The sequence below is a fragment of the Peteryoungia rhizophila genome, assembly GCF_004912145.1.
GTDB classification, from domain to species: domain Bacteria; phylum Pseudomonadota; class Alphaproteobacteria; order Rhizobiales; family Rhizobiaceae; genus Allorhizobium; species Allorhizobium rhizophilum.
The window spans coordinates 1,142,946-1,168,681 of record NZ_STGT01000001.1; the positions used below are offsets into that span (position 1 = coordinate 1,142,946).

26 protein-coding genes are annotated in these 25,736 nt (G+C 60.8%); 10 read left to right on the forward strand and 16 right to left on the reverse strand.

Features of this window, described 5'->3' with window-relative positions; translation table 11 throughout:
• Positions 1-1,317: a thymidine phosphorylase gene (gene deoA, locus E9677_RS05440; protein ID WP_136557027.1), complete on the forward strand. Its 1,317-nt coding sequence runs from the start codon at positions 1-3 to the stop codon at positions 1,315-1,317.
• Between the two features lie 13 nt (positions 1,318-1,330).
• On the opposite strand, the gene E9677_RS05445 is transcribed toward deoA, so the two are convergent.
• From E9677_RS05445 to E9677_RS05475, 7 genes are all read right to left on the reverse strand, one after another.
• Positions 1,331-1,849 (reverse strand): TIGR02281 family clan AA aspartic protease, encoded by a 519-nt coding sequence (locus tag E9677_RS05445; RefSeq protein ID WP_136557028.1) that lies wholly within the window; start codon positions 1,847-1,849, stop codon positions 1,331-1,333.
• Positions 1,850-1,973: 124 nt separating this feature from the next.
• Positions 1,974-2,603, reverse strand: a complete 630-nt coding sequence (upp, locus tag E9677_RS05450) for a uracil phosphoribosyltransferase (RefSeq protein ID WP_006725188.1) — start codon at positions 2,601-2,603, stop codon at positions 1,974-1,976.
• Between the two features lie 106 nt (positions 2,604-2,709).
• Positions 2,710-3,678, reverse strand: a complete 969-nt coding sequence (locus tag E9677_RS05455; protein WP_136557029.1) for an adenosine deaminase — start codon at positions 3,676-3,678, stop codon at positions 2,710-2,712.
• A complete protein-coding gene (locus tag E9677_RS05460; protein ID WP_136557030.1) occupies positions 3,675-4,895 on the reverse strand; it encodes a phosphopentomutase in 1,221 nt (406 codons plus the stop codon). The genes E9677_RS05455 and E9677_RS05460 overlap by 4 nt, the downstream gene beginning before the upstream one ends.
• 89 nt (positions 4,896-4,984) lie before the next feature.
• Complete coding sequence (locus E9677_RS05465) at positions 4,985-5,596, reverse strand: TadE/TadG family type IV pilus assembly protein (RefSeq protein ID WP_235882854.1); 612 nt, start codon at positions 5,594-5,596, stop codon at positions 4,985-4,987.
• Positions 5,593-6,234 (reverse strand): TadE/TadG family type IV pilus assembly protein, encoded by a 642-nt coding sequence (locus E9677_RS05470; protein WP_136557031.1) that lies wholly within the window; start codon positions 6,232-6,234, stop codon positions 5,593-5,595. The genes E9677_RS05465 and E9677_RS05470 overlap by 4 nt, the downstream gene beginning before the upstream one ends.
• Before the next feature lie 108 nt (positions 6,235-6,342).
• A complete protein-coding gene (locus E9677_RS05475; protein WP_408014687.1) occupies positions 6,343-6,696 on the reverse strand; it encodes a pilus assembly protein N-terminal domain-containing protein in 354 nt (117 codons plus the stop codon).
• 541 nt (positions 6,697-7,237) lie between these two features.
• On the opposite strand from E9677_RS05475, the gene E9677_RS05480 reads away from it, so the two are divergent.
• The 9 genes from E9677_RS05480 to E9677_RS05520 all read left to right on the forward strand — a co-directional run bounded on the left by E9677_RS05480 (position 7,238) and on the right by E9677_RS05520 (position 16,161).
• Positions 7,238-7,417 (forward strand): Flp family type IVb pilin, encoded by a 180-nt coding sequence (locus tag E9677_RS05480; RefSeq protein ID WP_136557033.1) that lies wholly within the window; start codon positions 7,238-7,240, stop codon positions 7,415-7,417.
• 145 nt (positions 7,418-7,562) lie between these two features.
• Positions 7,563-8,075 carry an A24 family peptidase gene (locus tag E9677_RS05485; protein ID WP_136557034.1) on the forward strand — a complete coding sequence of 171 codons (513 nt, stop codon included), beginning with the start codon at positions 7,563-7,565 and terminating at the stop codon, positions 8,073-8,075.
• A 114-nt stretch (positions 8,076-8,189) separates the two neighbouring features.
• Positions 8,190-9,002, forward strand: a complete 813-nt coding sequence (gene cpaB / locus E9677_RS05490; RefSeq protein WP_136557035.1) for a Flp pilus assembly protein CpaB — start codon at positions 8,190-8,192, stop codon at positions 9,000-9,002.
• A 70-nt stretch (positions 9,003-9,072) separates the two neighbouring features.
• The gene (locus E9677_RS05495; RefSeq protein ID WP_168801139.1) at positions 9,073-10,569 is read left to right on the forward strand and encodes a type II and III secretion system protein family protein; all 1,497 of its coding nucleotides are present in this window, start codon (positions 9,073-9,075) and stop codon (positions 10,567-10,569) included.
• Between the two features lie 59 nt (positions 10,570-10,628).
• Positions 10,629-11,306 carry a CpaD family pilus assembly protein gene (locus E9677_RS05500; protein WP_136557037.1) on the forward strand — a complete coding sequence of 226 codons (678 nt, stop codon included), beginning with the start codon at positions 10,629-10,631 and terminating at the stop codon, positions 11,304-11,306.
• A gap of 33 nt (positions 11,307-11,339) precedes the next feature.
• Complete coding sequence (locus tag E9677_RS05505; RefSeq protein WP_136557038.1) at positions 11,340-12,629, forward strand: AAA family ATPase; 1,290 nt, start codon at positions 11,340-11,342, stop codon at positions 12,627-12,629.
• A gap of 26 nt (positions 12,630-12,655) precedes the next feature.
• Positions 12,656-14,140, forward strand: a complete 1,485-nt coding sequence (locus E9677_RS05510) for a CpaF family protein (protein ID WP_136557039.1) — start codon at positions 12,656-12,658, stop codon at positions 14,138-14,140.
• A 5-nt stretch (positions 14,141-14,145) separates the two neighbouring features.
• The gene (locus tag E9677_RS05515) at positions 14,146-15,162 is read left to right on the forward strand and encodes a type II secretion system F family protein (protein ID WP_136557040.1); all 1,017 of its coding nucleotides are present in this window, start codon (positions 14,146-14,148) and stop codon (positions 15,160-15,162) included.
• Positions 15,163-15,174: 12 nt separating this feature from the next.
• Positions 15,175-16,161 (forward strand): type II secretion system F family protein, encoded by a 987-nt coding sequence (locus tag E9677_RS05520; protein WP_136557041.1) that lies wholly within the window; start codon positions 15,175-15,177, stop codon positions 16,159-16,161.
• 13 nt (positions 16,162-16,174) lie between these two features.
• On the opposite strand, the gene E9677_RS25135 is transcribed toward E9677_RS05520, so the two are convergent.
• From E9677_RS25135 to E9677_RS05560, 9 genes are all read right to left on the reverse strand, one after another.
• Entirely contained in the window at positions 16,175-16,333 is a 159-nt protein-coding gene (locus E9677_RS25135) for a hypothetical protein (RefSeq protein ID WP_168801078.1), read from the reverse strand.
• Between the two features lie 92 nt (positions 16,334-16,425).
• The gene (locus E9677_RS05525; RefSeq protein ID WP_136557042.1) at positions 16,426-16,890 is read right to left on the reverse strand and encodes an SRPBCC family protein; all 465 of its coding nucleotides are present in this window, start codon (positions 16,888-16,890) and stop codon (positions 16,426-16,428) included.
• A gap of 105 nt (positions 16,891-16,995) precedes the next feature.
• Positions 16,996-18,300 carry a nicotinate phosphoribosyltransferase gene (pncB, locus tag E9677_RS05530; protein ID WP_136557043.1) on the reverse strand — a complete coding sequence of 435 codons (1,305 nt, stop codon included), beginning with the start codon at positions 18,298-18,300 and terminating at the stop codon, positions 16,996-16,998.
• Between the two features lie 132 nt (positions 18,301-18,432).
• On the reverse strand, positions 18,433-18,732 hold the full coding sequence (locus E9677_RS05535) for a hypothetical protein (RefSeq protein WP_136557044.1): 300 nt from the start codon (positions 18,730-18,732) through the stop codon (positions 18,433-18,435).
• A 102-nt stretch (positions 18,733-18,834) separates the two neighbouring features.
• Positions 18,835-19,797, reverse strand: coding sequence for a 2-hydroxyacid dehydrogenase (locus E9677_RS05540; RefSeq protein WP_136557045.1), 963 nt, complete (start codon positions 19,795-19,797; stop codon positions 18,835-18,837).
• A gap of 13 nt (positions 19,798-19,810) precedes the next feature.
• Complete coding sequence (locus E9677_RS05545) at positions 19,811-21,448, reverse strand: ABC transporter ATP-binding protein (RefSeq protein ID WP_136557046.1); 1,638 nt, start codon at positions 21,446-21,448, stop codon at positions 19,811-19,813.
• Positions 21,445-22,581, reverse strand: a complete 1,137-nt coding sequence (locus E9677_RS05550) for an ABC transporter permease (protein ID WP_136557047.1) — start codon at positions 22,579-22,581, stop codon at positions 21,445-21,447. The genes E9677_RS05545 and E9677_RS05550 overlap by 4 nt, the downstream gene beginning before the upstream one ends.
• A complete protein-coding gene (locus tag E9677_RS05555; protein WP_136557048.1) occupies positions 22,581-23,675 on the reverse strand; it encodes a microcin C ABC transporter permease YejB in 1,095 nt (364 codons plus the stop codon). The genes E9677_RS05550 and E9677_RS05555 overlap by 1 nt, the downstream gene beginning before the upstream one ends.
• A gap of 142 nt (positions 23,676-23,817) precedes the next feature.
• Positions 23,818-25,656 (reverse strand): extracellular solute-binding protein, encoded by a 1,839-nt coding sequence (locus E9677_RS05560; RefSeq protein WP_136557049.1) that lies wholly within the window; start codon positions 25,654-25,656, stop codon positions 23,818-23,820.
• Positions 25,657-25,736: the final 80 nt, after the last annotated feature.

Below are 25,736 nucleotides of genomic sequence, written 5' to 3' on the forward strand. Positions count from 1 at the left end.
ATGCTTCCCCAGGAGATCATCCGGCGCAAGCGTGATGGCGGGACCCTGAGCGGGCAAGAGATTGCCGGCTTCATCGAGGGGCTTTCCAAGGAAACGATTTCCGAGGGGCAGGTCGCGGCCTTCGCCATGGCCGTGTTCTTCAAGGGCATGACGCCGGACGAGATTGTCGCGCTGACGCTAGCCATGCGCGATTCCGGCGATGTGCTCTCCTGGGCAGGCGTCGGCAAGCCGGTCGCGGACAAACATTCGACCGGCGGCGTGGGCGACAATGTCTCGCTGATGCTGGCGCCGATCGTGGCGGCCTGCGGGCTCGCTGTCCCGATGATCTCGGGGCGCGGGCTTGGCCATACGGGTGGCACGCTCGACAAGCTGCAGTCGATCCCCGGCTACGACGTGATGCCCGACAATGTGACCTTCCGCCGCACGGTGGACCGCGCCGGCTGCGCGATCATCGGACAGACGGGCGATCTGGCGCCGGCCGACAAGCGGCTCTATGCGATCCGCGACGTGACGGCGACGGTCGAATCCATTCCGCTGATCACCGCCTCCATCCTCTCCAAGAAGCTCGCGGCCGGCCTTGAGAGCCTGGTTCTCGACGTGAAGGTCGGCAATGGCGCCTTCATGGCGAAGAGCGAAGATGCGGGGGCCTTGGCGCGTTCGCTGGTTCGGGTTGCCAATGGGGCCGGTGTGAAGACGACGGCGCTCTTGACCGACATGAACGAGCCGCTCGCCGACTGCGCCGGCAATGCGATCGAGGTGCAGAACGCGGTCGATTTCCTGAAAGGCCAGAAGAGCGGTACGCGGCTCGAAGAGGTGACGCTCGCGCTTGGTGCCGAGATGCTGGTCAATGCCGGTGTGGAGACGGACCAGGCGGTGGCACTCGCCCGCTGCCGTCAAGTTCTCGCCTCCGGCCAAGCGGCCGAGATCTTCGGGAAGATGGTCAGCGAACTTGGCGGACCTGTCGATTTCATGGAGAAGGCGGAAGGCTATCTGCCGCGCGCCAAGGTCGAAGTGGCCGTTCTTGCCGAACAGGATGGTTATCTCGGCGCCTGTGATACGCGTGGGCTCGGGCTTGCCGTTGTCGCACTTGGTGGGGGTCGCCAGCGTCCGAGCGACACGATCGACCACGGCGTGGGTCTCTCCGGCTTCAAGCCGCTGGGAACGAAGGTCACGAAGGGTGAGCCGATCGCCTTTGTTCAGGCCAATGACGAAGCTACCGCGGCTCAAGCCGCCGGGACAGTGGCGGAGTGCTACCGCATTTCGGAAACGAAGCCGGCTGCGATGCCGGTCATCGGTCTCCGGATTGGCGCAGACTAAAGGCCCAAAGGCTTTACTGAATCATCCGCAGGATGCGCTTCTCGGCGGTATAGGACTTGAGCTTGCTCATGAAGCTCATGCCGACCAGCGTCGAGGACAGCGCCTGATCGGAGAGCACGAAGGCATCGACGTCCCTCACCCGGATGCTGCCGATCTCGACCCGGTCGAGCACGACATGGGCGGCCTTGATCGAGCCGTTGGCGGTATTCACGTTGTAACGGAAATCAAGCGCTGCGGGGCTGAAGCCAAGCCGACGGGCGGTGGAAACATTGATCGCCACCGTGGAGGCGCCCGTATCGACCATTGCGTCAACCGGCTTGCCGTTCATCTTGAACGTGCCCGTGTAGTGACCGCCCGGTCCCATGGTGAGAACCGTCTGACCGGCATGGGCCGCTGAGGGCTTGGCCGCGACCTCTTCCGGGGCGGTTGCCTCGCGTTCCGCCAGCATGGCCTGGACCTTCTCCGCGATCATCGGCCACTGGCTGGCGGACAAGGCGAGCGTCAGGACTGTGAACAGCGTGCGAGCGAACATCGGCGACCCCCGTGAGCGATGCGCCGATCGTAGCAGCCAAGCCCGAGAAGTTGGATAACCCGCCTTGCAAAACGGCCCGAAACCGGGGTTTCGGGCCGTCAAAGCTTGCGATCTGGTTAAGGAATCACTTCGTTCCGTACATGCGGTCACCCGCATCGCCGAGGCCGGGCATGATGTAGCCCTTCTCGTTCAAGTGGCTGTCGATCGACGCGGTGAAGATCGGCACGTCCGGATGGGCGGCGTGGAAATTCTTGATGCCTTCGGGCGCGGCGAGCAGGCAGAGGAAACGAATGTTCTTCGCGCCGCGTTCCTTGAGCTTTTCGATGGCGGCAATCGAGGAATTGCCGGTGGCGAGCATGGGATCGACGACGATGATCAGGCGTTCCGACAGGGCATCGGGTGCCTTGAAGTAATATTCGACGGCCTGCAGCGTCTCGTGATCGCGGTAGACGCCGACATGGGCGACGCGGGCGGCCGGAACCAGCTCCAGCATGCCTTCCAAGAGGCCGTTGCCGGCGCGCAGGATCGAGGCGAAGACGAGCTTCTTGCCTTCGAGGATGGGCGACTGCATCTCGGTCAGCGGCGTCTCGATCGTCTCCATGGTCAATTCGAGATCGCGGGTGACCTCGTAGCAGAGGAGCGTCGAGATCTCGCGCAGAAGGCGGCGGAAGCTCGAGGTCGACGTTTCCTTGCGGCGCATAATCGTCAGCTTGTGCTGCACGAGGGGGTGATCGATGACTGTAACGCCGTCCATGGTCGAGCCTTCTTTTCTTGTTTTCTGCGGTGTTTCTATTTTCACGTTCTCTCAAGATGCCGCAAGAGCGATGCCACTTTTTGGCCGGTCTTCAACAGTTGCGGTGTCACAACCGGGCGAGAAGCCGCGCGCGCGTCTCCTCATCGACGAAGGCCGCCTCGATTGCGGTGCGCGTCATGCCGTCGATCTCAGCATCCGTGAAGCCGAATTCGCTCGACGCCCAGTCATATTCCTGGGCGAGCGAGGTGCCGAAGAAGGGCGGGTCGTCGGAATTGATGCAAACCTTGACGCCTGCCTCGTGGAACTTCTTGAGCGGATGGCTTTTGAAATTCGGGAAGACCTTGAGCGCGATGTTGGAGCCCGGGCAGACTTCGAGCACGGTGCCGAGATCGACGAGGCGGCGGACGAGGTCGGGATCCTCGATGGCGCGGACGCCATGGCCAATGCGGGCGGGTTTGACGAGGTCGAGTGCATCCGTGACGCTGAAAGCACCGCAGACTTCACCGGCATGGATGGTGAGGCCGAGGCCGGCTTCCCGGGCGATATCGAAGGCGCGGGCGTAATCCACCACGCGGCCCATGCGCTCCTCACCCGCCATGTTGAAGCCTGTCACCAGCGGGTTGTTGCTGCGGGCGGCATATTCGGCGGCGGCGATCACGCTCTCCGGGCCGAAATGGCGCTCGCCGGTGACGATGATGCGGGCCTCGATGCCGGTCGCTGCCCTGGCGGACTCGATGCCGGCGGTGATGCCAGAGAGGTAGGTGTCGGCGCCGAGGCCAATGCGGTCGCCGTGATCCGGCGAAACGATGATCTCGCTGTAGATCGTGTCGACGGCTGCGAGTTCTCGCAGATAGGTCTCGGTCAAGAGTGCGTAGTCCTCTTCCGAGCGGAAGAGGGCCGCGACCCGGTCATAGGCCTTGATGAACTCGGCGAAATCGGTCCAGGCATAGGCGCCGTCGCGCATGAAGGTCTCAGGGTCCACGCCATATTTCTCGGCCTGGGACAGCGCCAGCGCCGGCGGTGCCGCACCCTCGATGTGACAGTGCAGTTCGGCCTTCTTCAATCGTTTCGTCACAGGAAGCTCCGTCCGTAGCGACCGGGGGCTATCCCCAGATGCGCCGCGATGGTTTCGCCGATATCGGCATAGGTGTTGCGGACCCCGATATTGCGCGAGCGCACACCGGGGCCAAAGCACATGATGGGAACGCGTTCGCGGGTGTGGTCTGTGCCGCGCCAGGTGGGGTCACAGCCGTGGTCGGCAGTCATGAGAACCATGTCGCCGGGCTTGAGCTTGCGATGGACTTCCGGCAGGCGGCGATCGAAAGCTTCCAGCGCCGCGGCATAACCCGGCACGTCGCGGCGATGGCCGAAGAGCATGTCGAAATCGACGAAATTGGTGAAGACCAGATCGCCATCGTCCGCTTCGTCCATGACCTTCAGCGTCGCGTCCATCAGCGCCATGTTGCCATTGGCCTTGATGACACGGGAGACGCCCTGATGGGCGAAGATATCACCGATCTTGCCGACGGCATGGACCTTGCGGCCGGCTTCCACCAGGCGGTCGAGCAGGGTCGGCTCAGGTGGCAGGACGGAATAGTCGCGGCGATTGCCGGTGCGTTCGAAGGTCTGGACCGTCTCGCCGATGAAGGGACGGGCGATGACGCGGCCGATGTTCAAGGGATCGAGCAGTTTGCGGACGATCTGGCAGAGTTTGAGTAGACGTTCGAGACCGAAATGGGTTTCGTGCGCGGCGATCTGGAAGACGGAATCGCTGGATGTGTAGCAGATCGGTTTGCCGGTGCGGATGTGTTCCTCGCCGAAGCGGGCGATCACTTCCGTGCCCGAGGCGTGGCAATTGCCGAGAATGCCCGGCAGATTGGCCTCGCGACAGATCGCTTCGGCGAGATCGACCGGGAAAGCTTCCTCGCCTTCCGGGAAATAACCCCAATCGAACATGACGGGCGTGCCGGCGATTTCCCAGTGGCCGGAGGGTGTGTCCTTGCCGTGCGAGACTTCGCTCGCTGCCCCGTGGAGGCCGAAGACCCGCTCGGGGATCGGCATGGCATCTGGCGTCTTGCCGGTGGCGAGCCGGGCTGCAGCAAGGAGGCCGAGTGCCGACATGTTGGGCAGGGCAAGTGGCCCCTGGCGGAGGCCCTTGCGATCACCCGCGCCCGCGGCACAGAATTCCGCAATATGCCCGAGCGTATCGGAGCCGTCATCGCCATAGGCGGGCGCATCGGGGGCACCGCCGATGCCGAAGGAATCGAGAACGAAAATGAAAGCGCGCGCCATGTGGAACCCACGGCCGGGTCTGGTTTGTTGTTCTGCCGGCCTTCGCCAGCATCCTTAGCGCCTTGCCCGGACCTTGGCAAACATCCCCGTCAGCAGTCGGTGCAGGTGACTTCCGTGCCCAGACGCTGGCGGAAATAGAACTCGCGGGCAAGCGTCAGGTTCTTCGTCTCGGTGCCGGTCAGACCGGGGAGGTACATCATCAATTCGTGCGAAACGCTGAGTTCGCTGCGGATCAGGAAGGTGTTTTCGACCAGCATGTCGGAGGGCACAGGCGCGTCGGTACCAACGGCATAGGGCGCGACGCCGGTCGTCGACCACGACCATGCCACCTTGGGAGCCTTTGCCGCATCGATCTTGATGCCGCTGACCTTGATCACCAGATTGTTGGACGGATAGGGAACGAAGATCGCGCCTGATACGTCGGTCATCGTCGTGAGAAAGGCCTTGTTGACCTTTTCCTGGCGCGCGACGAGATCCGCCACCGTGCTGCTCGCAAGCGACGTCTTCTTGGCGACGCTGAGGCCCATGGTGAGCTCGAAGGCCATCAGATAGAGAACGATGAGCATAGGGGCGATGATGGCGAACTCGACACCGCCGACGCCCTGCCGGTCGCGGACGAGGCGGCACAGGGTGTCGGAGACGGCTGCTCCCGCGAACCGAAGACGGGCGAACAGGGATATGTCTCTGCCTCTTGCGGTCATGGGTAATTCTCGTTCTGAAACGCAGTGGTCGCCACGATGAGGAAATCGGAGGGCATCGAGCCATCCGAAGGCCGGATCGTTGTAATGTAGGGGCGGATCAGATCCGTGATGACCTGCCAGCGATAATAGGCACGTAGCATGTTGATCGTGGAGGGACCGCCCGGCGTGAATTTGAAGCTGGTCGGATCGATGTCGGCGAAGGTGGCCGTCGAGACACGCGGGATGGTCTTCGGGATGGCACCGAAGCTCGCGAAGGTCCTGGCATCGATGTACAGCTTGCTCGGTGTGGATATCTCTGTTTCCGAGCATTGGATCATGATGTTGACCTCATCACAGAAAGCCTTGCGGAACTTCAGCATATCCATGTCGGTACTTGGCCGGTTCAGCTGGTATGTGATCTGTCCGGTACGCATCTGTCGTCCGAGTGTATTGACCGCATTGGTCACCAACTGCTCGGCGGCGAAGGCCACGAAGGTCTCGATGATCGCGAAGATGATCATGAAATAAGGGATTGCGAGGATCGCAAACTCGATGGCCGCGGCGCCGTCCTTCGATCGCGCGAGTTTCCGCCACAGGCGGAATCGTGGCCGCCGGCTGTTCTCAGCCTGATGATGTCGATCTATGTCGTGGCTCGTCATGGCCTGCTTATCCCCAAAGATGGAGAGAGGCTACGGGTCAAATATTGATTTTCCGTTTCCCGAATCTTTACACTTTGCCGGGCTCGCGCAACGGAAATCTCGTACACTTCACGGGGTAGCGCCCGTTTGAGCGTGCTGTTCGCAGTTCGGCGTACAGGAAAGGACGGTCCGTTCGGTCGATTTGAATACGCGCACCGTGCTCGACTCGTCGATCGACACCAGGATGCGCTCATCGACGATGGCATTGCCGTCAGCATCCAGCAGGACAAGGTTGGTCGTGCCGTATGAGCGCCCGGTGAGGACGATCGTGCGGGCATCCGCGACAGTCGCATCTGCCACTTCGGAGTTTCCGACGATCACCTTGCTCACGGGCCTGTCGAGCTTAAGGACGCGGGCGCTATTCATATAGACGCGCAGAATGCCCTCATCTTCTGCCTGCACGGCGGGCGCCGGCAACAGCATGGCCAAGGCCACGAACATGACGGCAGCTACGGCAAAACGACGGTCTGACATGGACATGCCTTTGAATACGCGCGTGAAGAGGTGCCAAAAGGATGCCCGGTTTAAGTGAATGAAGGGTTAAGCCGATATACAGCGCGATCCAGGGCCTCTCGGAGGCGGTCGCGCGTGCGTCACCCGACTCAAATCTGGCGCATCGTTCAGCCGGCTCACGCCTGCTTTTGCATCGATCCGGGACAGATCGAGCGAGGAAAGCGCGTCTCACCCATGCATGCGACCATCAGTGCGCCGCCAACGTCCTGGCAGGTCCGCCTCCCCGAACCACGTTCGCAGAGCAAAACACCGCAAAGCCCGGGGTTTCCGTCGCATCTTAGCGGCCTTCTGCAGCATTCGTTTACCACAGGAATGGCAAAGGCCGGTTCACCATCTGGTAACCGTTTTTCTTAAGCCGATGGCAACACGGCGGCAGTTAGGTTTGCTGCATCCGAGCAACGGCAAACAGTTGCCGGCAGTGCTGATCAACCTCGCGGAGTAGGAGAATAACATGACCAAGCTTTTCGCACGTTTCGTCAAGGACGAGTCCGGCGCAACCGCCATCGAATACGGCCTCATCGCAGCCCTGATCTCGGTCGCCCTGATCACCGGCGCGACAACCCTGGGCACCAAGCTGAATACCCAGTTCCACAACATCTCTACCAACCTTAACGCGGCAGCGAAAACCTAAGCTAAGGGTTTCCGTGCTGACAAGACGGAGGGCCGTCCTTGCGGACGGCCCTTTTTCTGCGACAAGCAAACGGAAACGATCGTTGTCAGCGTTTTCACTTTGTAAACAAGGTCGATGATAGTCTTGGGGCATTGGGAGGCCGCGTATGTACAACGCCATAGTGTTCGTGATCCCGCCAATTTGCCTGGTGCTAGCTGCACTCACTGACTTTCTTGAAATGACGATTCCCAATCGCATTTCAGTCGTTATACTGGGGGCATTCATCCTGGTCGCACCGTTTAGCGACCTCAACTCGGTGCAGCTGGGCTGGCACGCTGTTGCAGGAGCTGCTGTCTTCTTCGCCTGTTTTGCCCTCTTTGCAATTAACGTCATGGGCGGAGGAGATGCAAAACTTTTGACCGCCGCCGCGGTTTGGTTCGGCTTCAACCAATCCTTATTCGAGTTCCTCGCTTTAACGGGATTGATTGGGGGAGGACTGACCTTGGCAGTCATCTTGATGCGTGCAAACTGGGATATTTTGGCGGCGATAGGTATCAAGTTACCAAATACGTTTATGGTCGCTAACAAAATCCCCTATGGAATAGCCATCGGAGCCGCTGGACTGCTTACCTATCCGAGCTCTCCCTTAGTGATGTCTGCCATCCACAATTTTGCTTAGAGTGCCGCAAAAACCTTTCGTTAACTACGATTGTAAGTCGCTCATTAACCATAAGTACACCAATTCCTGATCAATCTCTGGGGCAGAACCTATTGCGTCGCCCGAGGATCGATCATGAAACCCGCCCGTCTCATCATACTCGCCGTTGCCGTCGTGGCCGCCGGTATGGCCGGTCTCCTCGCCATGCGGCTGAGCGGCAACCAGACAGTCATCGTTCAGGATTCCATCGTCGAGAAGGAGCCGAGCATCAATGTTCTGGTCTCGGCGAAGAACCTGCCGGTGGGCGCGCGTCTCGATGAAACCTCCATGCGCTGGATGCCCTGGCCGGAAGGCAGCGTCGTCGATGGCTTCATTACCTCCTCCACGCGGCCGGATGCGCTGACCGAGCTCACGGGCGTCGTCGTCCGACTGCCGGTGTTCGAGGGCGAGCCGCTGCGCCGCGAAAAGATCGCCGATTCCTCCTCCCGGATCCTGTCCTCGCTTCTGCCATCCGGCAAACGCGCGGTCTCGACCGAGATCTCCGTCGCGACAGGTGCCGGCGGTTTCATACTGCCGAACGACCGCGTCGACGTGATCATGGTGCGCAAGGGTGATGAGGACAATTTCCTGACGGAAACCATCCTCTCCAACGTGCGCATTCTGGCCATCGACCAGCAGATCGAGGAAGCACCTGACGGCTCCAGATCCGTCATCGGCACGACCGCCACGCTGGAGCTGACGCCGGAACAGACCAAGGTCATGGCCGTCGCCCAGCAGATGGCCGACCGTTTGTCTCTCGCGCTGCGTTCCATCGCCGATGCTCAGGAAGAAGACACTTCGGCCGCCGACCACCTTCTGAGCGGCGGGGACGGTCAGCCGACCATCCAGGTCATCAAGTCCGGCGAGGTCGTCAAGTCGACCTCCTCGCCTGCCAATTCCATGCAGTGAGTGGGGACACATCGTGGCCAGCCTGACGCACAAATTCAGAGTTTCCCTGACCGGTGGCATCGCCTTCGCCATGGCGCTCACCGGGTCACCCGCATCCTTCCCGACGCATGGCAGCCTGTTTCCGGCCGCCGAGGCCGCGCAAGAGACGGTGCTCAGGATCACCAATTCGGGGCCTGGTGCTCGCCGTACCGTCAAGCTCGGGCTGAACAAGGCGCTGGTCGTCGATCTGCCAGCAGATGCACATGACATCCTGGTTGCCGATCCTGCCATGGCGGATGCCGTGACCCGTTCGTCGCGCCGCATCTATCTCTTCGGCAAGACTGTCGGTCAGACGAACATTTTCATCTTCGGCGCCGACGGCAATGAGATTGTCAGCCTCGATATTGAAATCGAACGCGACATAGCGGGACTCGAGGCCAATCTGCGCCGGTTCATCCCGCAATCGGACATCAATATCGAAATCGTCTCGGACAATATCGTTCTGACAGGCACAGTGCGAACGCCGCAGGATGCGGCTCGCGCGCAGAGCCTCGCACAGGCCTTCCTCAGGGGTGGTGAAGCGACGACGCGCAACCAGACGGCTTCCGGAGGTGACAACGGCGGTGATGTCGCGATCTATGCGGAGGAGCGGCAGGAATCCCAGATCGTCAATCTCTTGACGATCGAGGGCGAGGACCAGGTCACGCTCAAGGTCACGGTGGCAGAGGTGAGCCGCCAGGTGCTCAAGCAGCTCGGCTTCTCCGGCAGCGTTTCCGACGGCTCGACTGGCATCAGCTATGCCAATCCGTCCAATCTCGGCAATGCCATCGATCCGACCGGCACCGCCACGATTTCTGCCGGCATCGGCGGCCTCGGGATCAACACCTACATCAACGCCATGGAACAGGCAGGCGTCATGCGCACGCTGGCTGAACCGAGCCTGACCGCCATATCAGGCGAAGCTGCGAAATTTTATGTGGGTGGCGAGTTCCGGCTTGCCGGACCACAGGAAGTGACGAGTGACGAAGAGGGCACGTCGATCGAGCGGACGACCCAGACGGTCGACTACGGGATCGAACTGAATTTCCGTCCGGTCGTTCTAGCGCCCGGCCGCATCAGCCTGCAGATCGAGACCAATGTTTCCGAGCCCACCTGGGAATCATCGCAGGTCACGGGCAATGTCCTGAACCAGGTTCCCGGCTCCACTTTCCTGTCGATCCGCAAGCGCGAGGCATCGACGACGGTAGAGCTTCCGTCCGGTGGCTCGATCGTGATCGCCGGCCTCGTGCAGGATAACATCCGCCAAGCGACGTCGGGACTTCCGGGTCTTTCGAAGGTACCGGTGCTGGGCACGCTGTTCCGCAGCAAGGATTTCCAGCGCAACGAAACCGAACTCGTCATCATCGCGACGCCCTATCTCGTGCGCCCCGTGGCACGCGGCGCGCTGTCGCGGCCGGATGACAACTTCAACCCCGAAAACGACGGCGCGACCTTCTTCCTGAACAAGGTGAACAAGGTCTATGGCCGCCGCGAGAACCCCGTAGCGCCAGGCCAATACCACGGCGCGGTGGGCTTCATCTACAAATGAACGGCGCGAGGATCATGATGGAAAACTCGTCACGTCAAGTCAGGGAAAGTCAGCCAGCCATGGCATCCGCACGTCACTCATTGCAGCGTCTCGTTCTCGGCAGCGTCCTTTTGGGTGCAGCAGCGGTGCTCGCCGGATGCGGCAGCATGAAGGACCAGATGTCCACCTCGGCCATCCCCGACGATTACCGTACACGCCATCCGATCATGCTCAGCGAAGTCGAGCATACGCTCGACGTCCCGATCGCCTCGGGCGACCGGAGGCTGACATTGAGCGTGCAGGATTCCATCGCCGGCTTTGCCGCCGACTATCTGTCGGCATCGACGGGGACGATCCAGATCATGATGCCGCATGGTTCGCCAAATTCGGGGGCAGCCTCCGCCATGCGCAAGCAGATCCGCCAGGTTCTGACCACCCGCGGCGTGCCGTCGAACCGGATCATCGAGACTTCCTATCAGGCCGAGGCGAACAGCAATGCGGCGCCGGTGCGGATCAGCTATGTGGCGATTACGGCGATGACCAACCCTTGCGGCGAATGGCCCGAGGACCTGCAGAACAACACGTTCAGCAACAAGAACTACCATAATTTCGGCTGTGCAACGCAGAGCAACCTCGCCGCACAGATCGCCAACCCGATGGATCTGGTGACCCCGCGCGACATGGCGCCGATCGATGCGACCAGACGGTCGAACGTGATCGGCCTGTATCGCGAAGGCAGCAATACGGCAACCGAGTGATGCGGCAGTGGTCCAAAAGGACAGGATGAGAGCATGAACGCGATCGACTATGAAATCGGCGAAACCAGTGGCGGATATCGCGGGGCTTCCGAGACCGTGATCGCGGGCGACGTCGATACCCTGCGCCCCCTGCCCCGCATTTCTATCCATGCCTTCTGCATCAGTGATGCGGTGCATCGTACGATGGAACAATGTGCCGGTGACCGCCGCATGGCCCGGGTGAGCATGCGCATCACGCATGGCAATGTCGCCGCGGCAGCGAACATGTTTTCCTCGACGCCGACGCCGAACCTGATCATCCTCGAAACAGACGCCGGCCCGCGCGACCTCTTGACCGAACTCGCGCCGCTCGCCGAAGTCTGCGATCCGAGTTCCCGCGTGATCCTGGTCGGCCGGCACAACGACATTGCTCTCTATCGCGAACTCATTCGCAGCGGCATTTCGGAATATATCGTCGCTCCCTTCACCATGGCGGACATGATGGGGTCGATATCATCCATTTTCGTCGATCCCGAGGCTGAACCGCTCGGACGCAGCATCGCCTTCATCGGCGCCAAGGGCGGTGTGGGCTCGTCGACGATTGCGCATAACTGCGCCTTCGGCATCTCCTCGCTGTTCTCCACCGAAACTGTTCTGGCCGATCTCGACCTGCCGTTCGGCACGGCCAATATTGACTTCGACCAGGATCCCGCACAGGGCATGGCCGAGGCCGTATTTTCGCCGGAGAGACTGGATGAAGTGTTCCTCGACCGCCTGCTGACCAAATGCGGGCAAAACCTTTCGCTGCTCGCGGCGCCCTCGATGCTCGACCGCGGCTACGACTACGAGCGCGGGGCCTTCCAGCCCATTCTCGACGTGCTGCAGCGGACGGCACCGGTCACGGTGCTGGACCTGCCGCATACCTGGGCCGACTGGACGAGGGCCGTGCTGTCTGACGTCGACGAGATCGTCATCACCTGTGCGCCTGATCTCGCCAATCTGCGCAACATGAAGAACATGCTCGATGCGCTGAAAAAGCTGAGGCCGCAGGACAAGCCGCCGCATCTGATCCTCAACCAGGTGGGCATGCCGAAACGACCTGAGATTGCACCGTCGGACTTCTTCGAACCGCTCGAACTCGATCCGGTCGCGATCATCCCCTTCGACGCGCAGCTTTTCGGCACCGCCGCCAATAGTGGACGAATGATCAGCGAACTCGATGGGAAGTCTCCGACGGCCGAGACATTTTCGCAGCTTGCGCACCTGGTGACGGGTCGTGCCACGATCAAGAAACCAAAGAAGGCGGGCCTCGGCTCGTTCATCGAGAAACTCCGCAAGAAGTAGACCGGTAACAGGAACAGGTAGAGCTCATGTTTGGCAAACGCGGAAACGACGGTTTCGGCAAAGGCGGGGCGGGCGTCGGCACGATCCCGGCGCAGCCGGCTGCTGCCGCACCTGCGGCCCGCTCCAGCACGCTCATCGAGCCCGGCAGCCCGGAAGTCAGCAGCCGGCAACAGGTCGCCGCGCCTTCGATGCAGACCCCGAGCCGCAAGAAGCCACCGCGGACCGAAGACTATTACGACACCAAGAGCCAGGTCTTTTCGGCGCTGATCGACACGATCGACCTGTCGCAGCTGGCCAAGCTCGACGGCGAAAGCGCGCGCGAAGAAATCCGCGACATCGTAAACGACATCATCACGATCAAGAACTTCGCGATGTCGATCTCCGAGCAGGAAGAACTGCTTGAGGATATCTGCAACGACGTTCTGGGTTACGGCCCGCTCGAGCCACTGCTGGCGCGCGACGACATCTCCGACATCATGGTCAATGGTGCCGGCCAGACCTTCATTGAAGTTGGCGGCAAGACGATCGAGTCCGAGATCCGCTTCCGCGACAATTCACAGCTTCTCTCGATCTGCCAGCGCATCGTCAGCCAGGTCGGCCGTCGCGTCGACGAATCGAGCCCGATCTGCGACGCCCGCCTTCCTGATGGCTCCCGTGTCAACGTCATTGCACCGCCGCTTGCGATCGACGGGCCGGCGCTCACCATTCGTAAGTTCAAGAAGGACAAGCTCAACCTCGCCCAGCTCGTTAAGTTCGGTGCGATTACCCCGGAGGGTGCCGAGGTCCTGCAGATCATCGGCCGCGTCCGCTGCAACGTCGTCATTTCGGGCGGTACCGGCTCGGGTAAAACCACGCTCCTCAACTGCCTGACGGGTTTCATCGACCAGGATGAGCGCATCATCACCTGCGAAGATACGGCCGAATTGCAGCTGCAGCAGCCGCATGTGGTGCGTCTCGAAACACGTCCGCCAAACATCGAAGGCGAAGGCGAGATCACGATGCGCGATCTCGTCAAGAACTGCCTGCGTATGCGCCCGGAACGCATCATCGTCGGTGAAGTGCGCGGACCGGAGGTTTTCGACCTTCTCCAAGCGATGAACACCGGTCACGACGGCTCGATGGGCACGATCCACGCCAACACGCCGCGCGAATGCCTGAGCCGTATGGAATCGATGATCGCCATGGGCGGTTTCTCGCTCCCGGCCAAGACCGTGCGCGAAATCATCTCCGGCTCGATCGACGTCATCATCCAGGCCGCCCGCCTTCGCGACGGTTCGCGCCGCATCACGCACATCACCGAGGTGATCGGGATGGAAGGCGACGTGATCATCACGCAGGACCTGATGCGCTACGAGATGGAAGGCGAAGACGCCAACGGCAAGATCATCGGCCGTCACATGTCGACCGGCATCGGCAAGCCGCATTTCTGGGATCGCGCCCGCTACTACAACGAGGATCGCCGGCTTGCGGCCTCGCTCGATGCCATGGAACAGAAGTCGAAGGGGATCTGATCACCATGTTCGGCATCGATCCGACAATCCTCGCCATCGTCCTCTTGGTCGCCGTGTCGACCGGAGCGGTGGCCTATGGCATGCTCTACTCCAGGATCGAAACCGACAAGAAGACGGCGAGCCGCATCAACCGGGTTCGCGCAGCCGAGACCGATACGTCGCAGGTGAAGGCAGCCCGCGACCGCGTGCAGGAAATCTCCAAGCGCCGCAAGTCGGTTCAGGATTCGCTGAAGGAACTGGAAAAGAAGCAGCAGCAGGAGAAGACCAAGAAGGCCAATGCCACCAGCCTCAAGGCGAAGCTGGTGCAATCGGGTCTGCCGGTGACCCTCCCGCAATTCTACATCCTTAGCGCCATTCTCGGCTTCGTGGTGCTGGCCGTAACCTTTCTCGCCGGCATGTCGCCGCTCGTGATCGCAGGTGCATCCTTCGTGGCGGGTCTGGGCCTGCCACGCTGGATCGTCGGCTTTCTCGTCAGCCGTCGTCAGAAGCAGTTTCTGAACGAGTTTCCGAATTCCCTGGACGTCATGGTACGGTCCATTCGATCGGGCCTGCCGCTGAACGACGCGATCCGCATGATCGCATCCGACGGCCAGGAGCCGGTCAAGACCGAATTTCGGCGCATCGTGGAATCGCAGCAGCTCGGCCTCAACGTGCCCGATGCGGTGGCGCGCATGCATCAGACCATGCCGCTTTCCGAAGTCAATTTCTTCTCGATCGTCGTCGCGATCCAAGGGCAGGCAGGCGGCAACCTCTCGGAAGCCCTGTCCAACCTTTCCCGCGTGCTGCGCGACCGCAAGAAGATGAAGGCAAAGGTCAACGCTCTATCGATGGAAGCGAAAGCATCCGCCGCGATCATCGGCGCCCTGCCCTTCATCGTCGCATTGCTGGTTTATCTGACATCCCCGCAATACATCATGATCCTCTTCACCGATTCACGTGGACACCTGATCCTTGGCATATCAGCCGTCTGGATGAGTATCGGGCTGCTTGTGATGCGCAACATGATCAATTTCGAGATCTGAAGGACAGGCGGGATGACCGAAGACTGGGCCGCACAAGTGACCAATCCGGCGTTGGTAATCGCGGTGCTGGTTGCGCTCGCGGTTTTCGGCACCTTCTACACGATCGCGATGCCGTATCTGGAACGTGGCGATCTCAACAAGCGCATGCGTGCCGTATCGACCGAGCGCGACCTGATTCGAGCGCGCGAACGCGCGAAGCTGAACGCGGAAGCCGCACAGAGCCGCGCATCGCTGCGGACGACGAACAACAAGTCGGTCCGCAATATCGTCGAGCGCTTCAATCTCAAAAAAGCGCTTGTCGACGACAGCACCGTCGACCGCCTCAAGGCTGCGGGCCTTCGTTCACAGAACGCGCTGAACATGTTTCTCGTCGCGCGCTTTCTGTTACCCTTTGCAACCCTGGCTCTGACCGCATTCTGGATCTTCGCGCTGGGAAATCTCGCCGAAAAACCGCTTCCGGTCCGGCTTTTCGCCACCATCGTCGGCGGCTATGTCGGCTTCTATCTGCCGAACATTTACGTCTCGAACCGCATCGGCAAGCGCCAGAAATCGATCCGGCGGGCGTGGCCAGACGCATTGGACCTGATGCTGATCTGCGTGGAATCGGGTATTTCGCTCGAAGCCGCCATGCGGCGTGTATCGGACGAAATCGGGGAACAATCACCCGAACTCGCCGAGGAAATGGTGCTCACCACCGCAGAGCTTTCGTTCCTGCCCGACCGGCGTCAGGCACTCGAAAACCTGGGTACCCGAACCCAACTCGACGGCGTCAAAAACGTCGTCCAGGCGCTGATCCAGGCAGACCGCTATGGTACGCCCGTCGCTCAGGCGCTTCGGGTGCTGGCTCAGGAAGGTCGCGACGAGCGCATGAACGAGGCGGAAAAAAAGGCTGCGGCCTTGCCGCCGAAGCTCACCGTGCCGATGATCCTGTTCTTCCTGCCCGTGCTGGTCGCAGTCATCCTCGGCCCGGCCGGTATCCAGGTGTCCGACCGGTTCTGACCCGCGGCTTAAATTAGTGAACGGTTGCGAGTTCTTCTTCGAGGAGCTTCAGCGCGTCTTGGAGCGCTTCCACCAGAATGTCCGTCAGTTCGTCGGACTTGTTTTCGATAAGCATCAGCTTGACCGCCATGTCCTGCTGCTCGAAATACTGATCAGGTCCTTCGTTCATCATCGTCATGTCCCCTTAAAGCCGAATCATCTCGGCAGGTTCCACGATGATGACCTATCCTTGCGCCGAGCTTTCACCCGATCGGAGCTGATTGGTCAAGCCTCGGCTTGCACATCCCTGGCTGTCACGGCCGCGCTGAAGTTCGAAAAGAACTCGCCCGCGAGTTTCTTCGACGTCGATTCGATCAGCCGGCTGCCAAGCTGGGCGATCTTGCCTCCGACTTCGGCCTTTACGGTATAGCTGAGCAATGTTGCTCCTTCGCCATCGGCTGTCAGCGTCACATCGGCACCGCCCTTGGCGAAGCCGGCAAGGCCGCCCTTGCCTTCACCTGATATCGTGTAGGAATTGGGCGGATTGAGGTTCTGCAACTCGACGGCACCCTCGAATTTTGCCTTGATCGGCCCGATCTTGAGAACGACCTTGGCCGCCATCGTGGTGTCAGAGGTCTTTTCCAGGCTCTCGCAGCCAGGGATCGCTTTCTTGAGTATCTCAGGATCGTTGAGGGCCAGCCATACGGTCTCGACCGGCGCCTCTATGCGCTCGCTTCCCTGCATATCCATCCCGCATTCCTCCTTGGCCGGTCACGGGCTCCCTCCCGTGAGATCAAGACTGCATGGCAGAAGCGGCGGATGCAAGACGTCTAAAGCATCAGAAGGACGTGGATGTCAGACGAGCACAGCCTGCTCGACACGATCCTGAGAGCCAAAGAAGCGGAGGTATCGCTCGACCTCGGCCGGATCTCCCGTCGCCTTGCGCGGATTGTCCGAAAGCTTCACGGCCGGGCGGCCATTGGCTTCAGACACCTTGCAGACGATCGAGATCGGCTTCAGGCCGGCGATTTCCATTGGCGCGCAGCCGGCGAAATCATTGGTGAGATTTGTCCCCCAACCGAAGGACATGCGCACACGGCCGGCGAAGTGGCGATATGTATCGATGATCGCGTCGACATCGAGACCGTCGGAGAAGATGAGCAGCTTCTTGCGCGGATCGCGGCCCGTCTTCTTCCACCAGTCGATGATCTTCTCGCCACCTTCGATCGGTGGCGCGCTGTCTGGACGGAAACCGGTCCAGTCGGCCACCCATTCGGGGGCGTGCTCGAGGAAGGAGGTGGTGCCGAAGGCGTCCGGAAGCACAATCAGCAAATTTCCGCCGTAGAGACGGTTCCAGTCCTTCAGGACCTGATAGGGGGCGGCGGCCAGCTGCTCATCGGTCCTTGCCAGGGCGGCGACCACCATCGGCAATTCGTGGGCGTTGGTACCGACCGCCTCAAGATCCGAATCCATGGCGAGAAGTACATTGCTCGTACCGGTGAAGGCCGGACCGATGCCTTCCTTCAGCGCTTCGACACACCAGCGCTGCCAAAGGAAGCTGTGGCGCCGACGGGTGCCGAAATCGGAAATACGAAGACCTGGAAGCTCGCTCAGGCGCTCGACCTTGGCCCACATCTTTGCCTTGGCACGGGCGTAAAGCACATCCAGCGTGAAAAAGCCGAGCGATCGCATGGCCGCGCGAGAGCGAAGCTCGTTGATAATGGCGAGGGCCGGAATCTCCCACAGAGTCGTTTCCATCCAGGAGCCATGGAAAGTCAACTCGTATTGGCCGTCCCGCTTGGCAAGCTCATATTCCGGCAGTTGGAGAGTGCCGAGCCAAGCGAGGAATTCGGGCTCGAAGATCTGCGCCCGACCATAGAATGTGTTACCCGCGAGCCAGATCATCTCCTTTTTGCTGAGCCGCAGCGAGCGGACGTGATCGAGCTGGTCCCGCAACTCCTGCTCGTCGATCTCTTCGGCGAGACGGACTGAGGTGGTGCGGTTTATCAAGGTGAAGGTGGCATTGACCTCTGGATAAAGCTTCCAGATCATCTGGAGCATCAGAAGCTTGTAAAAGTCGGTATCGATAAGGCTGCGGATGATCGGATCAAGCTTCCAGGTGTGGTTATAAACCCTAGTCGCAATGTCTGTCTTGGTCATGATCCACTGCCTTCCCGTCCGCAACTATAGCTGCGGCGAGCGACCGGAACTTTCGGCCGCTTCCGCCGCAGTTATCGGCAATCACTATCGGATTGTCCAGTGAGCCACGCGCACTCACAGGACAAGCAGCAATTACTGGCCCGGCGTGGGGTTGGACTGCGGCATGTTCTGGCCTTCACTGGCTGTCCCGCCCGAAGACGGCGCCGGAGCTGTCTGCTGGGATTCGTTTGCCGGGTTTTCCGGCGCAATCGAATTGCCCCACCATTCTGCGGGGATCCAGACCAGCATAGCCAAGATCAGACCGCCCAGAAGGACGATCAGAACGGGCTTGCCGCGAAAGCCCTGGCGGGCCTCGACCGGGGTCATGGGCTCGGGCGCCAGCCCGCGGGTACGGCGGTCGGTCGTGTCGGGCATGTCGGTTCTGCCGTTCATGTGAAAACTCCCTGTCATATCCTGGCGGCACAGCCCGGATGGGTGCGCCTTCCCAAAGCAAACGGGAGCTCTGGCGGTTTGTTCCGCGAATTCAGATCTCAGTCAGTAGCCAGAGGTGCGATCTACCACGAATTCGAGAGCCTTGCCGGCTTCGACCCTTGCAATCTGCGCTTCGACGTGGCGGAAGAGTGCACGGACATCCGACGCGGCTGCCGCGTGGGGCGTGACGATCACGTTGGGCATCGTCCAGAGCGGACTGTCAGCGGGGAGCGGTTCTTTTTCGAAGACGTCGAGGGATGCCGCGTTCAAGGTTCCGTCGGCGAGGCACTTGGTCAGTTCATTCTCTTTCTGGCTACCGCCCCGACCAGCATTGAGGAAGATCGGGCCGCCCAGTGGCCCGGTGCGACGGAGCTTCGAGAAAAGCGCGCGATCATAGATGCCGCGCGTATCGCCGGTCAGCGGCAGGAGGCCAACAAGGATGTCGGTTTGGCCCAGAAAGGCGTCTAGAGTTGCGGCATCGAAGGTTTTGATGCCTTCGATCGACTTGGCGCGACGCGACCAGCCGATGACGTCAAAGCCCATGACCTTGAGCTTGCGGACGGCATCGGTACCGAGGACGCCGAGGCCCATGACGCCGACGGTGACGTCGCGGGCTTCGGGCTGTTCAGCGATCTCGTGCCAGACGCGATCCCGCTGCTGGCTGGCATAGGCGATACCGTTGCGCAGGTGATGCAGGCATTGCCAGACGACCCATTCGCTCATGCGATCGGTCAGGCTGCGATCGACAAAGCGGATGATGGGAAGGTCCGGGAGCTCATAGGCCGAGAGGATGTGATCAACGCCGGCGCCACCGGAGAAGATGGCCTTCAGCCCCGTGGCACGGCGGAAGAGCTCTGGATCCGGTTTCCAGACCACCGCGAATTCGGCTTCGGAAAGGTCTCGGTCCGCACTGACCGGGTCGCCCATGTCGATGACCGGACGATCCGGGAAGGCTGAACGGAGGGCGGAGACCACGCTTTCGCGCGCGAAGCGGAGGTCGATGACGACGGGGCGTTTGTCGGACATGGGGAAACTCACATTATTGACGGATGCCGCCCGCCTCGACGGCTTCGAGATCGAAGGCTGCGGCCATCAGGGCACGGGTATAATCGGCCTTAGGGGCGGCGAAGACATCTGATGCCGGGCCCTTTTCAACCACCTTGCCGCCGCGCATGACAATCAGCTCGTTGGCGAGCGCTTTCACCACCTTGAGATCGTGGCTGATAAAGAGATAGGCGAGATCGTGTTTGGCCTGCAGGTCGCGAAGGAGATCGACCACCTGGGCCTGGACGGTCATGTCGAGGGCGGACGTGGGTTCGTCGAGCATGACGAAGCGGGGTTTCAGCACCATGGCGCGGGCAATCGCGATGCGCTGGCGCTGGCCTCCGGAGAATTCATGCGGGTAGCGCCAACGGGTGGCGGGATCGAGGCCGACTTCCTCTAGCGCCCAGGCGACGCGACTATCGCGCTCCTCCGCCGTCAGCTGCTTTTCGTGAACCTTCAGGCCTTCGGCGATGATCTCGCCGACCGACATGCGTGGGCTGAGCGAGCCGAAGGGGTCCTGGAAAACGATCTGGAGGCGATCGCGCAAGGGGCGCATCTCGCTGTAGGAGAAGGCGTGGATGTCCTTGCCGATGAAGCTGATGCGGCCCTTGGACGAGATGAGGCGGGACAGAGCAAGGCCGAGCGTGGTCTTGCCCGAGCCGGACTCGCCGACGACGCCGAGCGTCTGGCCGGCTCGGAGTGTGAGGTCGACGCCATCGACGGCCTTCACGTGGTCCACCGTGCGGCGCAGGAAACCGGCCTTGATAGGGAACCAGACACGGATGTCCTCGCCCTGCATGACAATAGGCTTTGTCTCGTCCAGCAACGGCGGCTCGCCGCGCGGTTCAGAGGCGAGCAGCTTCTTCGTATAGGGATGCTGTGGACGCTCGAAGATCTCTTCGACCGCGCCCGCCTCCACGATCTCACCCTTGGTCATGACGCAGACGCGATCAGCGAACTTGCGGACGATGCCGAGATCATGGGTGATGAACAGCATGGACATGCCATGCTCGGTCTTCAGGCGTCCGAGCAATTCCAGGATCTGTGCCTGGACGGTGACGTCAAGTGCGGTGGTCGGCTCGTCGGCGATCAGCAGCTTGGGGCGATTGGCGAGCGCCATGGCGATCATCACGCGCTGGCGCTGGCCGCCGGAGAGTTCGTGCGGGAAAGCCGTGAGTCGCTTCTCCGGCTCGCGGATGCCGACCTGATGAAGAAGTTCCAGCACCCGGGCTCGGCCGCCATCGCCTTCGAGCCCCTGGTGCAATGCCAGGATCTCGCCGATCTGCCGCTCGATCGTGTGCAGAGGGTTGAGCGAGGTCATCGGCTCCTGGAAGATCATGGTGATCTCATTGCCGCGCACCGAGCGGAGCTCGGACGCGCTGGCAGTCATCAGATCACGACCGTCGAAGAGGATCTGACCGGAGGGGTGGCTGGCGGACGGATAAGGCAGAAGCTTCAGGACCGAGGCAGCGGAGACGGATTTTCCGGAGCCGGATTCCCCAACGAGCGCGACGATCTCGCCACGGCCGATGTCGAAGGAGACACTGTCGACTGCCAGGCTCTCGCGGCCGCCCTGATGGAAGGCGACGGACAGATCGCGCACGGAGAGGAGAGGCTTCATATGTTCGCTCATCGGAAGGTCTTCCTCGGGTCGAATGCATCGCGCACGGCTTCGCCGACGAAGATCAGCAGCGAAAGCATGATCGACATGGTGAAGAAGGCCGTCAGTCCGAGCCAGGGGGCCTGGAGGTTGCGTTTGCCTTGCGCGATCAGTTCGCCGAGCGAGGGCGAGCCGGGCGGCATGCCGAAGCCGAGGAAGTCGAGGGAGGTCAGCGTGGTGATCGAGCCCGAGAGGATAAAAGGCAGGAAGGTCAAGGTTGCGACCATGGCGTTCGGCAGCAGGTGGCGGAACATGATCGTCCAGTTGCCGACGCCAAGGGCGCGGGCCGCATTCACATATTCGAAGTTTCGCGCACGCAGGAACTCGGCGCGGACGATGCCAACGAAGCCGACCCAGGAGAAGAGCAGCATGATGCCGAGCAGGACGAAGAAGCCGGGCGGCAGGATGGCTGCGATGATCAGCAGGATGTAGAGCACCGGCATCGAGGACCAGATCTCGATGAAGCGCTGCATCAGGAGATCGGTCCAGCCGCCGAAATAGCCCTGAACGGCACCGGCCGTCACACCGATCGCCGCGGAGGCGAGCGTCAGCACCAGACCGAACAGGATCGAGATGCGGAAACCGTAGATCATGCGGGCCATGACGTCGCGCGCCTGATCGTCCGTGCCGAGCCAGTTCATGTTGCCGAGCACGCAGTTCGGGTCCTCGGCGCCAAGCGGATAGGCGGCGCAACGGGTTTCCTTGTCCATCAGCCAGAAAGGCGCTGTCGGTGCCGAATGCGGCACTTCGGAATTGACCGTGCGGTAGGAATAGCGGATCGGCGGCCAGACCATCCAGCCGTTCGCGTTGATCTCATCCGAGATGAAGGGCGAGCGATAATCGGTGACGGCGAGGAAGCCGCCGAATTTCTCTTCCGGATAATCGACGACGACGGGGAAGAGGATTTCGCCCTTGTAGGAGGCGATGACCGGCCTGTCATTGGCGATGAACTCGGCAAACATCGAGAGCACGAACAGGACCATGAAGATCCAGAAGGACCAGAAGCCGCGGCGGTTCGCCTTGAAGTTTTCGAGGCGGCGGCGGTTGGTGGGCTTGAGCCACGTCTTGCGCGGCGGTGTAACACTGGCGGTATCGACGGCGGACATCAGACGTCCCTCCGGTCGAAATCGATGCGCGGATCGATCCAGGTGTAGATCAGATCGGAGATCAGGCCGACGACGAGACCCATCAGCGAGAAGATGTAGAGGGTGGCGAAGACGATCGGATAGTCGCGGTTGACAACGGCGAGATAGCCGAGGCGGCCGAGGCCATCGAGCGAGAAGATGTTCTCGATCAAAAGTGAGCCCGTGAAGAAGGCGGAGATGAAGGCTGCAGGGATCCCTGCAATGACGATCAGCATGGCGTTGCGGAAAACGTGGCCGTAGAGCACCTGGCGTTCCCCGAGACCCTTGGCGCGGGCGGTGACGACATACTGTTTCTTGATCTCGTCGATGAAGGAGTTCTTCGTCAGCAGCGTCGTCGTGGCGAAGGCAGAAAGAAGTAGGGCAGTCAGCGGCAAGGCGAGATGCCAGAAGTAATCGAGGATCTTCTGCCACCAGGAGAGCTGGTCAAAATTGTCCGAGGTGAGCCCCCGAAGAGGGAACCAGTCGAAGAAGGAGCCGCCGGCGAAGAGGACGATCAGCAGGATGCCGAAGAGGAAGCCCGGAACGGCGTAACCGATGACGATGATGCCTGATGTCCAGACATCGAAACGGGTGCCATCGGAGACGGCCTTCCTGATGCCGAGCGGGATCGAGATAGCATAGGAAATCAACAGCACCCAGAGGCCGAGCGAGATCGAAACCGGCATCTTTTCGATGATGAGATCAATGACAGACGTATTGCGGAAGAAGCTCTCGCCGAAATCGAAGCGGATATAATTCCACATCATTTCCAGGAAACGCTCCAGCGGCGGCTTGTCGAAGCCGAACTGCTTTTCGAGCTTGGCGATCAGCTCCGGATCGAGGCCTTGCGCACCGCGATAGCGCGAGCCGCCCTCCTCTGTTCCGACAGACTGGCTGAGCATGTCACCGCCACCGGAGAGGCGGGCATCGGCACTGTCGCCCTGGCCGCTCAATTGGGCGATGACCTGTTCCACCGGACCACCAGGGGCGAACTGGATGACGATGAAGGAGATGCCCATGATGCCGATCATGGTCGGAATCATCAACAACAGACGCCGCAAAATATACGCCGTCATGCGTGACGTCCCGCTTCAGCGTCCAGTCTGCCCATGATGTCCAAGCTCGTTTCGTCCGCCAATACCAGCCGCTCCGTTGTCCAGCGATTCGTCCCCTTCATTCCTAGAGTCTCACGCTGCCTACGCAAGCCCCGAGGCGGGTTCACGGGTTTTTCGCCCACCAGATCAGCGGGAAGCCGGTGGCATAGGTCGGCAATTCGGCCGGATGCTCGAACTTGTCCCAGAAGGCATAGCGGGCCGTGCCTCCATAGTAGAGGGGGATGACGTAGTCATGGGAGAGGAGCACGCGATCCATGGCCTTGGTGGCGGCGACCTGCTCATCGCGATCAGCCGGGAAGATGATCTTTTCGATCAGGGCATCGACGGCCGGATCAGAAATACCGGCATAGTTCTGAGAGCCTTCGCGGTTGACCGATGTCGATCCCCAATAGTCACGCTGCTCGTTGCCAGGGTTGAGCGTCTGGGCCCAGACGGTCCAGGTCATGTCGTAGTCGAAGCTGCGGGTTCGGTTGGTATATTGTGAAGGATCAACCGTGCGCACGGCCATTTCCACGCCGATCTTGCGCAATTGCTGCTGATAGGGAACCGCCACGACCTCCAGCTGGGGGTTGGACAATAAGAGTTCGAAGCGGAAGGGCTGGCCTGTCTGCGAATTGACCATGGCATTGCCACGCAGCTCATAGCCAGCCTGCTTGAAGAGCTCGACTGCCTTGCGCAGATTGTCGCGCGAGGCCTGAGGAGAACCGCCCACGGGATTTGTATAGGGCGTATCGAAGACAGAGGCGGGAACCTTATCCTTCAGCGCCGTGAGAAGCTCCAGCTCCTTGCCTTCCGGCAAACCGGAGGAGGCAAGCTCCGTTCCATTGAAGAAGCTGTCGACGCGGTGGTAGGCATTGTAGAAGACGGTGCGGTTCAACTCTTCGAAGTCGAGCACATAGTTCAACGCCTTGCGGACCCGCTGGTCCTTGAACATCTCGCGCCGCATATTCGGCACCAACGCCTGCATGACGCCCGTTGCGCGGAAGGGGTTCTCGTATTCTTCCTTCGTCACGCGCCCATCCTGGGCAGCGGGGAAGTCAAAGCCGGTTGCCCATCGGGCGGCCCGTGTCTCCTGCCAGAAATCGGTATTGCCCGAGCGGAAGGCCTCGAACTCGACATCTCGGTCGCCGAACATGGTGTAGGTCACGTTCCTGAAGTTGTTGTAGCCAATGTTGACGTTGATATCCTTGCCCCAATAGTCGTCGCGCAATTCGTAGCGGATCGTCGCGCCGGCGTTGAACTCAGCGATCTTGTAGGGACCTGAGCCTAGAACAGGTTCAAGCGTCGTGCGGGCAATGTCTCGCGGCTGGCCGTCAGGGCCGTTTGCTTCCCACCAGTGCTTGGGAACCACGGGAAACTGACCGAGGATCATCGGCAGTTCGCGGTTGTTCTTCTGGTCGAAGCGGAAAGTGACATCGCGCTCGCCGGTCTTTTCGGCCGAGATCACATGGCTGTAGTAGCTCGTGTAGAGCGGGTTCAACTCCTTGAGTTTTTCGAAGCTGAAGATGACATCCTCGGGTTTTACCGGCTCACCATCTGCAAAGCGGGCTTCGGCGCGAAGCCGGAACGTGGCGCTGGAAATGTCTGCCGGGAAGGAGACACCTTCAGCGAGCAAGCCATAGCCGGTGGAAATTTCGTCACTCGTGTCTTTCAGAAGCGTATCAAAGACATAGGCGAGAGCCGGCGCTGCCTCGCCCCTGTCGAGCACGGGATTGAAACTGTCAAAGGTACCGGTGGAGGACATGCGCAAGGTGCCACCCTTGGGGGCATCCGGGTTCACATAATCGAAATGGGGAAAGTCAGGCGCGTATTTCACGTCGCCGAGAATTGAAACGCCGTGGCGGAACGGCTCCGCCGGCTCCTGTGCGGATGCCAGCATGGGGGTCAGCCCCAGTATGGCAATCACTCCCCAAGTGGCGATGCTCGTCTTGCTCCGACCCATACTCCAGAATCCCCTTATTCTTCCGTTGTTGCAAAGCAGAATAGGACAAATGGAGGCAAAATACAGGCGACTGACAGAGA

Coding starts and splice junctions, on each gene's coding strand:
- deoA (WP_136557027.1), top strand. CDS start 1: ATGCTTCCCCAGGAGATCATCCGGCGCAAGCGTGATGGCGGGACCCTG.
- E9677_RS05445 (WP_136557028.1), bottom strand. CDS start 1,849: ATGTTCGCTCGCACGCTGTTCACAGTCCTGACGCTCGCCTTGTCCGCC.
- upp (WP_006725188.1), bottom strand. CDS start 2,603: ATGGACGGCGTTACAGTCATCGATCACCCCCTCGTGCAGCACAAGCTG.
- E9677_RS05460 (WP_136557030.1), bottom strand. CDS start 4,895: ATGGCGCGCGCTTTCATTTTCGTTCTCGATTCCTTCGGCATCGGCGGT.
- E9677_RS05465 (WP_235882854.1), bottom strand. CDS start 5,596: ATGACCGCAAGAGGCAGAGACATATCCCTGTTCGCCCGTCTTCGGTTC.
- E9677_RS05470 (WP_136557031.1), bottom strand. CDS start 6,234: ATGACGAGCCACGACATAGATCGACATCATCAGGCTGAGAACAGCCGG.
- E9677_RS05475 (WP_408014687.1), bottom strand. CDS start 6,696: ATGCTGTTGCCGGCGCCCGCCGTGCAGGCAGAAGATGAGGGCATTCTG.
- E9677_RS05480 (WP_136557033.1), top strand. CDS start 7,238: ATGACCAAGCTTTTCGCACGTTTCGTCAAGGACGAGTCCGGCGCAACC.
- E9677_RS05485 (WP_136557034.1), top strand. CDS start 7,563: ATGTACAACGCCATAGTGTTCGTGATCCCGCCAATTTGCCTGGTGCTA.
- cpaB (WP_136557035.1), top strand. CDS start 8,190: ATGAAACCCGCCCGTCTCATCATACTCGCCGTTGCCGTCGTGGCCGCC.
- E9677_RS05495 (WP_168801139.1), top strand. CDS start 9,073: ATGGCGCTCACCGGGTCACCCGCATCCTTCCCGACGCATGGCAGCCTG.
- E9677_RS05500 (WP_136557037.1), top strand. CDS start 10,629: ATGGCATCCGCACGTCACTCATTGCAGCGTCTCGTTCTCGGCAGCGTC.
- E9677_RS05505 (WP_136557038.1), top strand. CDS start 11,340: ATGAACGCGATCGACTATGAAATCGGCGAAACCAGTGGCGGATATCGC.
- E9677_RS05510 (WP_136557039.1), top strand. CDS start 12,656: ATGTTTGGCAAACGCGGAAACGACGGTTTCGGCAAAGGCGGGGCGGGC.
- E9677_RS05515 (WP_136557040.1), top strand. CDS start 14,146: ATGTTCGGCATCGATCCGACAATCCTCGCCATCGTCCTCTTGGTCGCC.
- E9677_RS05520 (WP_136557041.1), top strand. CDS start 15,175: ATGACCGAAGACTGGGCCGCACAAGTGACCAATCCGGCGTTGGTAATC.
- E9677_RS25135 (WP_168801078.1), bottom strand. CDS start 16,333: ATGATGAACGAAGGACCTGATCAGTATTTCGAGCAGCAGGACATGGCG.
- E9677_RS05525 (WP_136557042.1), bottom strand. CDS start 16,890: ATGGATATGCAGGGAAGCGAGCGCATAGAGGCGCCGGTCGAGACCGTA.
- pncB (WP_136557043.1), bottom strand. CDS start 18,300: ATGACCAAGACAGACATTGCGACTAGGGTTTATAACCACACCTGGAAG.
- E9677_RS05535 (WP_136557044.1), bottom strand. CDS start 18,732: ATGAACGGCAGAACCGACATGCCCGACACGACCGACCGCCGTACCCGC.
- E9677_RS05540 (WP_136557045.1), bottom strand. CDS start 19,797: ATGTCCGACAAACGCCCCGTCGTCATCGACCTCCGCTTCGCGCGCGAA.
- E9677_RS05545 (WP_136557046.1), bottom strand. CDS start 21,448: ATGAGCGAACATATGAAGCCTCTCCTCTCCGTGCGCGATCTGTCCGTC.
- E9677_RS05550 (WP_136557047.1), bottom strand. CDS start 22,581: ATGTCCGCCGTCGATACCGCCAGTGTTACACCGCCGCGCAAGACGTGG.
- E9677_RS05555 (WP_136557048.1), bottom strand. CDS start 23,675: ATGACGGCGTATATTTTGCGGCGTCTGTTGTTGATGATTCCGACCATG.
- E9677_RS05560 (WP_136557049.1), bottom strand. CDS start 25,656: ATGGGTCGGAGCAAGACGAGCATCGCCACTTGGGGAGTGATTGCCATA.